Source organism: Kitasatospora sp. CM 4170, from assembly GCF_032110285.1.
GTDB lineage: Bacteria > Actinomycetota > Actinomycetes > Streptomycetales > Streptomycetaceae > Kitasatospora > Kitasatospora aburaviensis.
In genome coordinates this window covers 6,625,742-6,640,078 of the sequence record NZ_CP134877.1, presented here as the reverse complement: position 1 = coordinate 6,640,078, position 14,337 = coordinate 6,625,742, and the positions used below count along the sequence as shown (strand labels likewise).

11 protein-coding genes and 1 tRNA gene are annotated in these 14,337 nt (G+C 69.8%); 5 read left to right on the top strand and 7 right to left on the bottom strand.

What is annotated here, in order from left to right:
- Positions 1-343 precede the first annotated feature (343 nt).
- Entirely contained in the window at positions 344-2,071 is a 1,728-nt protein-coding gene (locus RMN57_RS28310; protein WP_313766107.1) for an RICIN domain-containing protein, read from the top strand.
- Between the two features lie 209 nt (positions 2,072-2,280).
- Here the strand turns inward: RMN57_RS28310 and RMN57_RS28305 are convergent, their stop codons facing one another.
- On the bottom strand, positions 2,281-3,816 hold the full coding sequence (locus RMN57_RS28305; RefSeq protein WP_313766106.1) for a DEAD/DEAH box helicase: 1,536 nt from the start codon (positions 3,814-3,816) through the stop codon (positions 2,281-2,283).
- Between the two features lie 369 nt (positions 3,817-4,185).
- A complete protein-coding gene (locus tag RMN57_RS28300) occupies positions 4,186-4,389 on the bottom strand; it encodes a cold-shock protein (protein WP_045694210.1) in 204 nt (67 codons plus the stop codon).
- A gap of 520 nt (positions 4,390-4,909) precedes the next feature.
- Between RMN57_RS28300 and RMN57_RS28295 the strand changes: the two genes are divergently transcribed.
- Positions 4,910-5,137: a hypothetical protein gene (locus tag RMN57_RS28295; protein ID WP_313766105.1), complete on the top strand. Its 228-nt coding sequence runs from the start codon at positions 4,910-4,912 to the stop codon at positions 5,135-5,137.
- Between the two features lie 580 nt (positions 5,138-5,717).
- Positions 5,718-5,963 (top strand): DUF5994 family protein, encoded by a 246-nt coding sequence (locus RMN57_RS28290; protein ID WP_313766104.1) that lies wholly within the window; start codon positions 5,718-5,720, stop codon positions 5,961-5,963.
- A gap of 84 nt (positions 5,964-6,047) precedes the next feature.
- On the opposite strand, the gene RMN57_RS28285 is transcribed toward RMN57_RS28290, so the two are convergent.
- The 5 genes from RMN57_RS28285 to RMN57_RS28265 form a co-directional block, all read right to left on the bottom strand.
- Positions 6,048-6,124, bottom strand: a tRNA-Met gene (locus RMN57_RS28285).
- 46 nt (positions 6,125-6,170) lie between these two features.
- Positions 6,171-6,446, bottom strand: a complete 276-nt coding sequence (locus RMN57_RS28280; RefSeq protein WP_313766103.1) for a hypothetical protein — start codon at positions 6,444-6,446, stop codon at positions 6,171-6,173.
- Between the two features lie 1,250 nt (positions 6,447-7,696).
- Entirely contained in the window at positions 7,697-8,530 is an 834-nt protein-coding gene (locus RMN57_RS28275) for a YhjD/YihY/BrkB family envelope integrity protein (RefSeq protein ID WP_313766102.1), read from the bottom strand.
- A gap of 343 nt (positions 8,531-8,873) precedes the next feature.
- Positions 8,874-11,108 (bottom strand): arylsulfatase, encoded by a 2,235-nt coding sequence (locus RMN57_RS28270; protein WP_313766101.1) that lies wholly within the window; start codon positions 11,106-11,108, stop codon positions 8,874-8,876.
- Positions 11,109-11,466: 358 nt separating this feature from the next.
- On the bottom strand, positions 11,467-11,697 hold the full coding sequence (locus RMN57_RS28265; protein ID WP_313766100.1) for a hypothetical protein: 231 nt from the start codon (positions 11,695-11,697) through the stop codon (positions 11,467-11,469).
- Between the two features lie 789 nt (positions 11,698-12,486).
- Here RMN57_RS28265 and RMN57_RS28260 point away from each other — a divergent pair.
- Together RMN57_RS28260 and RMN57_RS28255 are read left to right on the top strand one after the other, a co-directional pair.
- On the top strand, positions 12,487-13,530 hold the full coding sequence (locus RMN57_RS28260; protein WP_313766099.1) for a site-specific integrase: 1,044 nt from the start codon (positions 12,487-12,489) through the stop codon (positions 13,528-13,530).
- Between the two features lie 306 nt (positions 13,531-13,836).
- Complete coding sequence (locus RMN57_RS28255; protein WP_313766098.1) at positions 13,837-14,334, top strand: hypothetical protein; 498 nt, start codon at positions 13,837-13,839, stop codon at positions 14,332-14,334.
- Positions 14,335-14,337: the final 3 nt, after the last annotated feature.

Sequence of the window (14,337 nt, the reverse complement as noted above, 5' to 3'; positions counted from 1 at the left end):
CATCCCCGCAGGTCGCGCCACCCCGCCGAGGACTTCCCGGACACCGGACCGTCGCAACCTGATCGTTCCATCTCCCTTCTTGTTCGGTGTTGTTGACGCATTGTCTTGCAATATCCGACTTCCCATCACCTTCACCGGACGGGCCTTGACGCGGGAAGTTCCTTCCGGCCAACATCCTCTACCGGCGAGTAGAAGAGCCACCCCGGAAGGCCCGGCGCCCGCTTCCGCGACATCGCATGCCGGGGCGCTCCCGTGCGGCCCGCGACGTTCGCGCCCGCCGCCGCACCGCACGGCGGCCGTTCGAACACACACCCCCATCGGGGCGCACAGAGGAGAAGAGACGATGCCGGATTCGGCGACCGACCTGGCCGCGGATGCCGAACTGGCACGTGCGATCCGAGCGGGACACGAACCAGACCTGACGACACTCGCCGACACGGCGCACCGTCACCGGGAGTCGGTGGTGGCCTACGCCGGACTGTTCTGCGCGGAGGACCGTGCCGCGGAGGACCGAGCTGCAGAGGAGCTCGCGGACGAGGCCTTCGAGCGGACCCTGGCGGCTGTCCGCACCGGCGCCGGACCGACGGCGAGCTGGCGACCGTACCTGCTGGCCGAGGTGAGGAGAGCCGCCGCCGACTGGGCCGACACCGGACGCGAAGCGAGGCTGAGCGACGGCTTCGCCGCCTGGCTCGGCACGCTGCCGCGGCCGGATCCCGCCGACCCGTCGGCTCGCGCGGCGGTTGCCTCGGCGGAAGCGGACTCGTACCTGCTGCGCGCGTTCCTCAACCTGCCGGAGCATCGGCAGGCGGCGCTGTGGCACTGTCTCGGGGAGCCGATCGGCAATCCGTCGACGCCTCCACCGGAACCGGACGCACCAGGCAGGCAGATCCTCTACGACGCCTACCTGCAGGTGTACGCCTCGCGGGTCCCGCATCGTTCGTGCCGCCATCTGGTCGCCGCCCTGGGGGAGTTCGTCCGGCACGGCGCCACCGATGACACGGCGCACCTCGATCGCCACCTCGCACAGTGCGACAACTGCGGTCACGCCCGAGCGGTACTGGCCGCCATCGACCTGTGGCAGCGCCCGGTCCTGCTCCGGGGACTGCTGCTCTGGACGGGAGAGCCGTCGTCGCCGTCGCCGCCGGCCCTGCCGGCGGTCGCGGCCGACACCCGGCCGACGCCGACGGTCGCACCACGCCCCACTCCCCGCACCCGAGCGTGGCCGCCGCACGCCGGCGGCCGCCTCGGCGGGCGACGCGCACTGGCGGCCTTCACCGCCGCGGGGACGTGCGCAGTGGCGGCGCTGCTCATCGCCGGCACGTCCTTCACGACCACGACCCCGGCGGGGGCACATCCTCCCGTGACCGCCACTGCCGTCCCGCTCCCCGGCCCCACGGAGTCGACACCCCCGACCAGTCCCCCGAGCACGCGGGCGACGACCGTCCCGGGCTCGCCGTCGGACTCGCCTTCCCCCGCCCCGTCGCCCACAGAGTCGACGGTGCCGGCCTCGACCTCCCCGTCCCACAGCAAGTCGAACACATCAGCCACGGCCGCCCCCTCCCCCACCCCGTCGACCCCACCACCAACCGTGGTCGTGGCACCACCACCGACCGTTCCCGTCGGCCTCCCGCTCCTCAACCGGAGCTCGGGGCTCTGCGTCGGCATCGTCGACCTGAGCGCCGGCAGCCCACTCCAGCTCCAGAAGTGCACCGGCCAGGCTTCCCAGCGCTGGGAGCGCCTGGCCGCCGACCAGGACGTCTACCAGCTCCGCAACGTGGAGACGGGCATGTGCCTGGACGGCACCACCGCCGGCGGGAACACGGTCGCAGTCGTCCTCCGAAGCTGCCGATCCGGCACACAACGCGCCCAGCAGCTCTGGCGGTTCGAACCGGACGCCAGAACCGGCGCCGTCCGCCTGTGGTTCGTCCCCCCGGTCCCGTCGAGCGACTACGCCTCTCACCTGCTCGGCCCCTGCAACTGGCCCGAGGCCGACCCACCGCGCGTCGGATCACCCCTCGTCCAGCTGCCCAACTACTACCACTCCGCCAGCTTCCTGTTCACCATGGGATGACCGGCGGCCGGCGTTCTCCGGCCGGATCGCGCAGGTCAGGACCCATCCCGTCCAACTCCTGTGGCCCTGACCCTGCGAGAGCCGCGGGACAGCCCATCGCCACCCCGACCGATCCCACCGGCTCCGGCGTCTTCACCATCCACACCAAGCGACGTCATGCACGACGAGGACGCCGGACACGGCATCCTCGTCACCACCTCATGGTTCGACTACGCGGCGGGAGCGGCGCGTCCGGGAGTCCGGCGGCGCCCGGAGGAGCCCCGGTCGTCGCGGCCGGAGGCGGCCCGGGTGTCGCCGGCGGTGTAGGCAGGGCGGCCGCGGCCGCCGCGACTCGTGGACGGGCCGCGGCGCGGCCGCTCGACGACGGGGTCGGCGATCACGGCGGGGATGCCGGTGGGCACCCGGGCGCCGGTGATACGGGCCAGGTCCTCGTCACCGGCGAGGACCCTGGTGGTGACGGGGGTGATACCGGCCGTAGTCATCATGCGGGCCGTCGCGCGTCGCTGGTTGGGCAGGACGAGGGTGACGACGGTGCCGGACTCACCGGCCCGGGCCGTGCGCCCGCCCCGGTGCAGGTAGTCCTTGTGGTCGCCCGGCGGGTCCAGGTTGACGACCAGGTCGAGCCCGTCGACGTGGATGCCCCGGGCCGCGACGTTGGTCGCGATCAGTGCGGTCACCTGACCGGTGCGGAACTGTCCCAGGGTGCGGGTGCGCTCGGGCTGGGACTTGCCGCCGTGCAGGGCCGCGGCCTTCACTCCGTTCGCGAGCAGGTCCTCCACCAGGCGGTCCGCTCCGTGCTTGGTGTCGGTGAACATGATCACCCTGCCGTCGCGGGACGCGATGTGGGCGATCGTGGCGTTCTTGTCGAAGCCCTGCACGTGCAGCACGTGGTGTTCCATGGTGCTGACCGCTCCCGCGGACGGGTCCACCGAGTGCGTGACCGGGTCCTTGAGGAAGCGCCGCACCAGGCGGTCGACGTTGCGGTCCAGGGTGGCGGAGAACAGCATCGTCTGGCCGCCTTCGGCGACCAGTTCGAGGAGCTCGGTGACCTGCGGCAGGAAGCCCATGTCGGCCATCTGGTCGGCCTCGTCGAGCACCGTGATGCCGACCCGGTCCAGCCGGCAGTCGCCGCGCCGGATCAGGTCGTTCAGCCGGCCCGGGGTGGCCACCACGACCTCCGCCCCGCGGTTCAGCATCCATGCCTGGCGGCTGATCGACGTCCCGCCCACCACGGTCGCCATCCGCAGGCGTACGGCGCGGGCGTAGGGGGTGAGAGCCTCGGTGACCTGCTGCGCGAGCTCGCGGGTGGGGACCAGCACCACGGCCAGCGGGTAGCACGGCTCGGCCCGCTGCCCGACGGTGCGGGCCAGCACGGCGAGGCCGAACGCGATGGTCTTGCCGGAGCCGGTCCGGCCTCGTCCGAGGACGTCGCGGCCGGCCAGCGAGTTCGGCAGCGTTGCGGCCTGGATCGGGAACGGCGCGACGACGCCTTGGCGGGTCAGGACCGACAGCAGCGCCTTCGGCATGTCCAGCTCATCGAAGGACTCGACGGCCGGCAGTGCCGGGGTGGCGCTCACCGGCATCGCGAACTCTCCCGACGCGGAGGGACCCCGAGAGGTGCTCCGGCCGGCGGGGCGTCGGCTTCCGGCGGGCCGGTCGCCGTAGAAGGATCCGCCACCGGAGCGGGAGCCGGCCCCGGAGCGGACGTCGGCGTTGTGGTGCGAGGAGCGACTGGAGCGGGCCATGCGGGATGCCTTCCTCGGGGCGGCACGTCGCGAGGAAGGCTCCGTGGCGCGGGGCGCCCGGCGGAGACCGCAAGGGAACGGGCCTGACGTCTGACGGGCGGGGTGTGGACGGTGGAACCGTGCGGCACGTCACCCACGGTCGGCGCTCACCGCGGGAGCGGGAGCAGAGAACCTCGAACCGTGAGCTGACACGGCAGGGCGCCGATCCGGACGCGGCGCTGTGCGTCTCGCGTGGGAATGGCCGCCGGTGGCGGAGCCAGGGCCTGAACGGCCGGGAGGATGCGCCGTGGCACGACGGCCGAGGGGCCCGCACCGGGCATGTGCGCGGTGCGGGCCCCTCGCTGCTGGGCAGGTGCCGTGGCAGAAGAACTACAGCGGGCGAATGTTCTCGGCCTGCGGGCCCTTCTGGCCCTGCGTGACGTCGAACTCGACCTTCTGGCCCTCAAGCAGCTCACGGAAGCCGTTGGCGTTGATGTTCGAGTAGTGGGCGAAGACGTCGGGGCCGCCACCCTCCTGCTCGATGAAGCCGAAGCCCTTCTCCGAGTTGAACCACTTCACAGTGCCATTAGCCATTAAAGAATCTCCTTCAAGGGACTGTCCGAAGCACGCACAGCGCGGGCTTCGAGTCACCGTATGGAGCGCCCACCGGGTAAGAGCCGGGGAACAGAAAATGCGCCTGCGAAACATCAGCAGGCGCACACAAAGTTCATGGGAACCACTACTGCAACTAAGTCGACTGTAGCAGGCCACGGCCCGCTGCGGCGGGATCTTTCACCCCCGGTTCTGCGGGCACCTTCCCCGAGGGAGGCCGGCTCCGAGCCGAGAGGACCGTGAACACGCCTGGAGAGCAAGCTTCTTGGGAGTCCGGCGGCCCGCACACCCCCGCCGTGGCCGGCGGCTGCCCCGGGCGGGCGATTTACGTGGTGCGGAACACCTGCCCTAGCGGCGACAGCCTTGCGAAGGCGACCCACCGCACCACCCACCGGCATCATTCAGGGGGCGCACCGGACGGCGGGCACGCATTCCGGCCCGACTCGAACCCGCATGCGCGGAAAAGGCCCGCGCCCGCGTCTCCAGGCGCATACTGGCCGGAATGACGAAATCTTCAGCAGGTCGCCGCCCCTTGCCCACCAGCCCCTTCAAGCCCCGGGCGGAGGCACCACGCAAGCACTTCGCCGTCGGCGACCGGGTCACCCATGACAGGTACGGCCTCGGTCGGGTCATCGGCGTCGAAGGTGACGACGACATCGCGGTACTCGTCGACTTCGGATCACGACAGGAACGCATCACCCACCCGTACACCGCGATGTTCAAACTCTGACCCCGGCCCCCCGGCGCTCGGCCGGCTGTGCCGCGCACCACGCAGGCGGAGCGCGCCGAGCGGGACGGTGGGACACCGTGCCGGCGTGCGGCGGAAGGCGCGTTGGGGACGCATCCTCCGCCTTTGCCCAGTAGGGAAGTCGAAGGCCCGGACCGCACGGCGGTCCGGGCCTTCGTCATGTCCTGGTCCGGGTCCTGGTCCCAGTCGGTCCGGCCGGTTCTCACCGAACAGCAGGGAGCACCCACGACTTCACGGAGTCGGCGCGACGGCGAGCAGGCCGGGAACCACCAGGTAGCCGTGGCCGGGCCGTACCGACTGCGAGGAGTGGGTGGTCACGGTGTTCACCGCTCCCGTCTCCGACTGCCCGCCGGGGCTGCCCTTACCCGCAGGACGAAGCCGCAACGGGTGCCGGAATACGGGTGCCCTGGATATTCACGACCCTACTCCTGTGGCGGACGGCCTGGAGGAGACCACTGCGGAGTAGCGTGGGAGACAACCGAGGACATTCCACACACCGGCATCAGCGCCGACTCACCCTGGGTCGTGATGGGTCCCTCGTGGACCGGACGGGCGGCGCCGCATGATGCCGATTCCATTCCCCACCTCTTCCGCTTCCGGGCCGTGGTCGGTTCCCGGCATCCCGCTGCTGCCGCGGCTGGAACTGGAGCCGACGATGTCGCGGGACGGTGTCTTCGACGGCGCCTGGTGGCCCCGCTCGAACCGCGTCCTCACCGAACACATCTACGTCTCCCTGCTCCCCGATCAGCAACAGGCCTCCGCCGAGGCCGTGGCCGACCTGATCGCCAAGCATCGGCGTAGGGCGTAGCACCGATTAGCTCGGCATCATCGCCAACTGCCCAACGAACAAGGCCGGGTCCGACGCACAGTGTGCGTCGGAACCCGGCCTTCTTGGTAGCGGGGACAGGATTTGAACCTGCGACCTCTGGGTTATGAGCCCAGCGAGCTACCGAGCTGCTCCACCCCGCGTCGGAAACACCGACCATACGGCACCGAGAGCAGCAGCGGAAATCCATTACCCACCGGTTGCAGGGTCCGCGACCCGGCTCCGGTGGGCGCGCAGGGTGCGCATCGCACGCGTGATGCCGTAGCCGAGCAGCCAGGGCAGCACCGTGATGCCCCCGACATACCCGGCGAGGTAGCCGAGGAAGTGGTCCCACCAGGTCGGCTCGTTCCAGGTGTCCGTGGGCAGGACCGTGTCGACCGCCAACACGCCCACCGGCAGCGCCGGCAGCAGCACCGACCACAGCCGTGCCCGCCAGCCGGGCCGACGGGCGCACCACGTCCCCATGGCAGCCATAACGAAGGGCCCGAACGGCACCCACAGCACTACCGGGATGAACAGCAGAACCAACCACTCGTCCGAATACCCGAACATCATCGGCGCCCCCTGATGTCGCCCGCCCTTGGGCTTCCTCCCCCGCCGCACCCCTGCGTGAACCAGCTGGCCACATGCTGCCGGCCCCCGGCCGTTCCTCTGCCCGGATCGCAGAAGCGACGTTGCGTCAGCCGGTGCACTCCCGTTGATCGTCCGGCCGCTTCCGAGCCCCGTCGATGGCAGAGCACCGACATGCCTGGACTCCACCCCACAGCGTCCGGGCCACCCACGTGGACGACCGTAGACCGGCGTTGACCTGTGTAGACGTACTGGCGATGGTCATCGCGTCCCCGGAGCGTCCCCGGGCAACAAGAAAGGGCCTGGAAGCTCTAGGCTTCCAGGCCCTTTGAACTGCGACTTTAACGTCGGGACGACAGGATTTGAACCTGCGACCCCTTGACCCCCAGTTACGAAGATATGTTCTACCGTCATATATGCGGGCCCACTGGCATCCATTTTGGTGCGCAATGCCCGAGTTCGGCAGCGACTGGAGCCCGTCTCCTTCCACGGTACTCCACGTTTCCCGTCCCCGCAGCGTCCCCGGGGCCCAGCGGGCCGTCCCCGGACCGTCCCCTAAGCCAGAGGCGCGACTTACCCACCTACCCGGAGGCGACCCACGCGGACGACGATCAGCGCGGAGCCAGTAGTCGAGGACCTCGCCCCCTTGATACTGACCAAATCGCCCACCTGATGAGCGACGTGACTGCCTCTCCCCTGCCGAGCGATTCCACCCGACCCATGCTCCCCTGGTCGCCCCGCAGCTTCCTAATGTCGTTGTGAGCGTCGATGCCAGCCACGGCGGGGCCCCTGCCGAAAGCCTCAGCCGCAGTAACGGGGTAGCGATGCAGATTCGTTTCCTGTCTGCGGTGGTCGCCATTTCACCACAGGGCGCAGTTGCCGCCAGGTCGGTATTGGGCAGGTCGTTTCAGAGCCGCCTTGGGCAAAGGGAGTAAGCGCCACCGGTCTGGAGCCAGCAGGATTGAGAGCCACCTCGCCTGACGGCGCGACACGCCGTGTTCGGGGCAGCGTCATCGGTTGGCCCGGCTGGCGGCGACACGCTTACTTCTTGATCACGGTCAAGACGGGCCGCCGGACTGCCACCCTTCCGTGCCGGCAGGCAAAGAGTGGCCCCTCACAGAATGGCCACAATGGCGAGTCGGATCTCACTTTTGCCGTTTCAGTGCGCGTGTCACGCGTGGGAGTTCCTCGTGGAGTAGTCGGCCGATCAGTGCGCCGCCGAAGACGATGACTCCCACGCCGACCAGCCATGACTGGATGACCAGGACGGTCCCGAACGGGCCGTAGGTGACCGTGTTGGAGGCGATCAGCGGCGAGAAGACGAGCCGAGAGAAGAGCCGCAGGCCGAGCAGTCCGACTACGGTCAGCACGGCTCCCGGAAGCAGGGCACGCCAGCGCACCCGCCCGCCGAGCAGCAGCCATTGCGACCACCAGACGAACAGGACCGCGCTCAGCGCCGCCGCGAGACCGCCGACCGGGGACCGGCGCCAGAGCGTGCTGGTGGCGGACACGAAGAGGAATCCGATGAGGACGGCGAGCCACAGTACGTGCCGCCACCGGGCCCACCAGCGGGCCGGCGGCAGGTTCCAGGCCTTCTCGTAGCCGCTCTGCACCGCGGCGCCGAACGACAGGCCGAACACCGCCAGGGCGGCGAGGCCGAAGGCCGTCGTCGTCCGGAACGCCTGGCCGGGCCGCCCGAAGAGCTGCTCGACCTCCTGTCTGGAAGCCAGCGACACGCCGAGCCCATCCCCCAGCCACTGCGCGAATCCCCGCCCGCGATCCGGATCGGCTGCGGAGACCACGATCAGCAGCGGAACCAGCGTGAGGAACCCGAGCGCCGCGAAGCCCAGCGCCCGCTGTGACAGCTGCAGATCGCCGCCCCGCGCCCAGCCGCGCCCGGCCGGCGAACGGCGGATCACCCGTCGCAGCCGTCGGAACAGGGACGGCTTGCCCGTATCGCTGGGGGGTTCCATCGGCATGAACGTTGACTACCACGATCGATGCGCCGCTGGTGGAGGGCGCGACCACAGGAACCGAGCCAGGCCCTCGGGTGCGGTCGGCGAACTCGACGACAAGGACCCTGGCACCGACGACGGACTCGACAAGGACGTGCACCTGCGGCATCAGGGCCCGTGGCGCGCTCGCGGCGAGTCCTCTTGCCGTGGTCGATACGCGGCGCGGTGAGCTCCTGCTGTTTCGGCCAGCGCCGTGCGAACTCCCGCACCCGGCCCACCCCGAACTGGCGACGGGACAGCAAGCCGACATCCGGCTGGGCCTGCTGCTGCGTCGTATGACCATCGGCAGGCCCAGCCGGCGGGTCGCCTACTGGCGGGCCATGTGCATGCGCATCTCGCTCTCGGCGTCGACGATCAGGTCGCCCGACAGGTCGACGGTGACGCTGTGGAGGGCGCCGGTGAAGCGGAACGGCGCCTGGTAGTCGGGGGTGACGGCCGAACCGGGGTTGGCTCCGCAGGCCATGCCGCCGGGGTTGAAGGCGATCGGGGTGGTGACCGGCATGTCGCTCTCGCCGACGAGGCGCCCGTCGATGTACAGCTGGGCCCGGCCGGGTGCGCCCTTGCCTTGCGCGATGTCCGGGGCGCCGGTGGGCTCGAACTCGAAGCGCAGCGTGTGTCGCCCCTCGGGCACGCTCTCGCTGGAGACCACGTGGTGCAGGGTCCGCTGGACGTAGTTGTGGGCGTAGTGGAGGTGGCCGTCCTTGACGTAGAGGGACCAGCCGCCGGCGTTGGTGCCCTGGCAGAGCAGGACGCCCTGCGCGCCGCCGGGCGGGATCTCGACGTCGGCGGTGACGCTGTGCGGGCGGTTGAGGACCCGGGGCGCGACCGCGGCCGGCAGGGTCTGCGTGCCGGGACGGAAGGTGTAGCTGGTGCGGGCCTCGGTGATCTGCGGGCGCTCGGTCATGATGCGCTGTAGGACGCTGCCGTCGATCGGCATCACGTTGTACCTGCCCGCCTCCACGTACCACAGGGCGATCATCTCGATCAGTTTGCTGCGGTGTTCCTGGGCGAGGTTCCTGGTCTCGGCGATGTCCTCGTCGACGTGGTAGAGCTCCCAGTGGTGGGCGTCGAGGTCGTCGAGGTCGGCCATCGTGATCGGGGTGCCGAAGGGCCGCTCGGCCTCCTCGAAGGAGGGGCCGGGCCAGGGGCAGACCGCCCGCCACCCGTCGTGGTCGATCGCCCGGTGCCCGAGCATCTCGTAGTACTGGGTACGGTGACGGGTCGCCGCACCGGCATCGTCGAAGGTGTGGGCGAAGCTGACTCCGTGCAGGGGCGACTGGGTGACACCCCGAATGGTCGCGGGCGGTTCGACCCCAAGCACGTCGAGAACGGTGGGGACCATGTCGATGATGTGCGCGAACTGGCTGCGGACCTCACCGCGGGCCTGGATGCCGGCGGGCCAGTGGACGAGGAACGGGTCGCTGACGCCGCCCCGATAGGTCTCCCGCTTCCACCGCCTGAACGGTGTATTGCCCGCCCACGTCCAGCCCCACGGGTAGTGGTTGAACGTGGCCGGGCCGCCGATCTCCTCGATCCGCGCCAGGCTCTCCTCCAGCGACTCGGGCGCGTTGTTGAAGAACTGCAGCTCATTGGTGGTGCCGGTCACCCCGCCCTCGGCGCTCGCCCCATTGTCGGAAACCACCATGATCAGCGTGTTGTCGAACTCGCCGGTCTCCTTCAGGAACTCCACCAACCGCCCGAGGTGATGGTCGGCATGGGAGAGGAACCCGGCGTAGACCTCCATCATCCGCGCGGCCAGCCGCCGCGCGTCGGGCGTGAGCGACTCCCACGCGGGCACGTCCGGATCGTGCGGCGACAGCTGCGCGTCCGCCGGCACCACGCCGAGCTCCTTCTGCCGGGCGAAGGTCCGCTCGCGGTAGGCCTCCCAGCCGTCGTCGAACCGGCCCCGGTAGCGGTCCGCCCACTCCTCGGGCACATGGTGCGGGGCATGGGTGGCGCCGGGGCACAGGTTCAGGAAGAACGGCTTGTCCGGGGCGACCTGCTTGGCGTCGGCGATGAACGACATCGCCCGCTCGACCAGGTCCTCCGTCAGGTGGTAGCCCTCCTCCGGCGTGGCCGGCGGCTCCACCTGGTGGTTGTCGTAGACCAGGTCCGGGTACCACTGGCTGGAATCCCCGCCCAGGAACCCGTAGAACCGCTCGAAGCCCCGCCCCAGCGGCCACCGGTCGTACGGGCCCGCCGCCGACTCCTGCTCCGAGGGCATCAGGTGCCACTTGCCGACCATGTACGTGTTGTAGCCGCGCTGCAGCAGCATCTCCGACAGGAACCCGTTCTCGAACGGGATCTGCCCGTTGTAGCCCGGATAGCCGGTGGCCAGCTCCGTGATCGCCGCCATGCCGTTGGCGTGGTGGTTGCGGCCCGTCATGATGCACGAGCGCGACGGCGAGCACAGCGCCGTGGTGTGCATGTTGCTGTACAGCAGACCGCCCGCGGCCAGCGCGTCCAGATTCGGCGTCTCGATCGGACTGCCGTAGCAGCCGAACTGGCCGAACCCGGTGTCGTCGAAAACGATGAACAGCACGTTCGGCGCACCCGCCGCCGCCCGCACCGGTCGCGGCCACGCCGGACTCGACTCCTCGGTCGTCCGGCCCACCACCCCAGGGAACCGCTGCCCCGGCCGGTACTCACTCCACGATGTCTGCGCCATTTCGGCCTCCGTCCCACCAGTGGCGCGAGCACCGGTGATGTTTGTGTGCGGCTCTCCACAGAGCCACTCGCCGACGCAGGGCTGCGATCGGAATGGCCAAACAGGGCCCCTGCCGTCGGCCGTCGGCTGGGATTCGACCTGGGCTTCTCAGCGCAGGCTCGCCCCTCAACCAGACTTCTCCGCAGTGACTTGCGCCCGGTCGCGGTGGCCACCCCGGCCACTCTCCCTTGGCCTATTCGGGCCTTACGGCGAGTACCGCGAGCAGGATGAGCACCAGCAGCAGAACGGTCAGCACCGTCGGGTAGCTCCACAGCGCGAGCACCAGGGCGAGAATCAGCAGAACACCGAGGGCGATCCACCGCCGGTAGGCGGCCCATCGGGTGGCCCGGACGGAGGCGGCTCGCGCGACGTACTCATGGCACTCCCGGGGACGGTCGCGGCGAAACCGCCGCTCACCGCCCATTGGATACGCAACGCGGCTGAAGGCGCACCCGGGGTTGCGCCCTTGGGGCGAGCCGCCCGGGCCGCAGCCGGCTCGTGCTACGCCTTCCCCTCCTCGTCGCCCGCCGTTTCGAACCCCTTCACAGCCCTCGCCGCCGTCTCCCTACCCGTGGCCCTGGTCGCGCTCCGGAACCTCACCACGACCCAACCAGTGATTGCTGCCGACCGACCAGCCCGGGAATCGAGAGCGCACTTGGGCCACGATCCGCATGGTGCACAGCTGGCAACATCGCAGGGTAGGCACGCGGCCTTTGTCTGCAGGGAAGCGGACCGCAATCTGGCGGGCCATCAGCAACCACCGGCGCCAGCGCACTGCCGTCTACCGCGCCGCGCCGCCGGCCACCGCGTTCGCTGCAGCCGAATCAAGGTCGACTACCCATCGCCTGCGGATGGCGATCTTCCAGGCGGTGTGTTGCCTTGAGCGTGTCCTGCCCGACTGGTTTTGACGTGCCTCGCGCACCGTCCCGCGCGCTCTGCCGACACGCCCGGCCGCAGAGCGAATCTTGGACCCGGGATCACCGAGTCCGAGAAGGAGAAGCCCATGGGACAGCGTGCGCAGCGTGGTCGGGTGTACCGGCGGTGTGGGTGTCGGGACGAGAGCGGGAGGCAGCTGGGCCCGTGGTGTCTGCGGCTGGCCGGGGACGCGAAACACGGGAGGTGGACGTACGCCGTCGACCTTTCGCGGGAGGACGGTCGGCGTCGTGTCCGCCGCCGGGGTGGATTCGCGAGTCGTGCCGAGGCCGCGCGTGAGATGGCTGCGGTTCTGGATGGCGAGCTGCGCGGCGTCTACGAGAACCGTCGCACCACCGTCGCCAGCTTCCTGCGCGAGTGGCTCGCGACAAGGAAGCCGGTGCTCGCGCCGAACACATACGCCGGGTACAAGGCGTGTGTCGAGCGTGACCTGATTCCGGCGTTCGGCCGCTACCGGCTCCTGGATCTGCGTCCGAAGCACATCGACGACTGGGTCACCGCCCAGCTGGAGGCGAAGCGGGGGCGCGTCACCGTCTATCGTGCCGTCGCCACCCTGCGCAACGCGCTCAACGCCGCAGTGCGCTCTTGGCGGCTGCGCTACAACCCCGCCAAGCACTCCGTCCCGCCGAAGCCCCGCGCCGCCGAGCGCACCTGCTGGACCCCGGACCAGGCGGCCACGTTCCTGCGCCACGGCGCCGAGCAGTATGCCGATCAGCTCACGGATCTGTTCGAGGTCATGCTCGGCACCGGCATGCGCCGCGGCGAGATCCTCGCCCTGCACTGGTCCGACGTCCACCTCATGGACCGCAAGCTCTACGTCCGCTGGACCCTCGCCGCCATCGACAACGGGAAGATCCACCTCGGGGAGCCCAAGACCGAAGCCAGTAGGGCCTGGATCAGCCTCTCCCCCAGAGTCATGGCCGCCCTCCACCGCCAGGCCGCGATCCAGATGAACGCCCATCCGGACGGCCGGCTGGAGGGGCTGGTCTTCGGCCGCCCGGGCGGAACGCCGCTGCGGCCCCAGTGGGTCCTCGACCAGCTCCGCAAGCGCACCGCCGAACTCGGGCTTCCCCGGATCGGGCTGCACGACCTGCGCCACACCGCCGCCAGCATCATGATCGCCGAGGACATCCCCGTCGCCGTGGTCTCCAAGACCCTGCGCCACTCCACTATCGCCGTCACCATCAACCTCTACGGCCACCTCCTCAAGGACTCGGCCGACGAAGCCGTCACGGCACTCGCTTCCTCCCTCGACCGGGCGGACGCCTCCGTGGCGAGCCCGGCCGATCCCGTCACCGGTCGCCGGTTCGGACAGGCGGCGTGAGCCAGCCGGTACTGCTCGCGTCAGGCATTCGTGCCCGGCCGAGGATCGGCGAGCTCCGAATCGCCGGAGCGAGCCTCCTCGTCCGGGGCCTCTGCCGTGTCCGGCTGGAGGAGTTCGAGAAGGGTCTGTGCTGCCCAGTCCGGCAGGGTGACCGCCGCTGGGACCGGGAGCAGGGCATCACGCCGGAGGGATTCTTCCTCAAAGACGGTTCTGGTCCAACTTCTGTGAAGCAGTCACGCTCTGTAACCTCTGGGGGCTGGAGGCCCTTCGCGGCTCGTTGACAGACCTGTTTGGGATCATGCCTGCATGGACTTCGACCTCGACCCACCAAACGGCCTTGGTCCGTTGCGGATCGGCATGAATCGGCAATCGGCCAACGTGGCACTGGACTCGCTCCGCGATGTGTCCGCAGTCTCGACGTCCGACCGGCCGGGGCAGCACATCTTCCGTCCCAGTGGACTGATGATCAGCATCCACTGCACGCGAGACATGCTCGAAGCCATCGAGCTCGGGAGGCCGTCGACTCAGACAGACCGAGTCGTCTTCCGGGGCCTGGACGTGTTCGCGATACCGGCCCGCGAGCTGGTGCAACGCATGGGCGAGCACACCTCGATCGAGGCAGACCCCGACGATCCAGCGTCTTTCGTCGCCTCTGATCTGCTCCTGAGCTTCTGGCGCCCGTTCGCAGCCGACGACGAGCCAGAGGAAGAGCAGGGCTACTACTTCAGCTCGGTCCTGCTGGCACGGCCTGGCTACTACGACACCCCTGCTCAGGCTACAGAGCGACTCCAGCAGAGCTCATGACTG

Coding starts and splice junctions, on each gene's coding strand:
- RMN57_RS28310 (WP_313766107.1), top strand. CDS start 344: ATGCCGGATTCGGCGACCGACCTGGCCGCGGATGCCGAACTGGCACGT.
- RMN57_RS28305 (WP_313766106.1), bottom strand. CDS start 3,816: ATGGCCCGCTCCAGTCGCTCCTCGCACCACAACGCCGACGTCCGCTCC.
- RMN57_RS28300 (WP_045694210.1), bottom strand. CDS start 4,389: ATGGCTAATGGCACTGTGAAGTGGTTCAACTCGGAGAAGGGCTTCGGC.
- RMN57_RS28295 (WP_313766105.1), top strand. CDS start 4,910: ATGACGAAATCTTCAGCAGGTCGCCGCCCCTTGCCCACCAGCCCCTTC.
- RMN57_RS28290 (WP_313766104.1), top strand. CDS start 5,718: ATGATGCCGATTCCATTCCCCACCTCTTCCGCTTCCGGGCCGTGGTCG.
- RMN57_RS28280 (WP_313766103.1), bottom strand. CDS start 6,446: ATGGGGACGTGGTGCGCCCGTCGGCCCGGCTGGCGGGCACGGCTGTGG.
- RMN57_RS28275 (WP_313766102.1), bottom strand. CDS start 8,530: ATGCCGATGGAACCCCCCAGCGATACGGGCAAGCCGTCCCTGTTCCGA.
- RMN57_RS28265 (WP_313766100.1), bottom strand. CDS start 11,697: ATGGGCGGTGAGCGGCGGTTTCGCCGCGACCGTCCCCGGGAGTGCCAT.
- RMN57_RS28260 (WP_313766099.1), top strand. CDS start 12,487: ATGGCTGCGGTTCTGGATGGCGAGCTGCGCGGCGTCTACGAGAACCGT.
- RMN57_RS28255 (WP_313766098.1), top strand. CDS start 13,837: ATGGACTTCGACCTCGACCCACCAAACGGCCTTGGTCCGTTGCGGATC.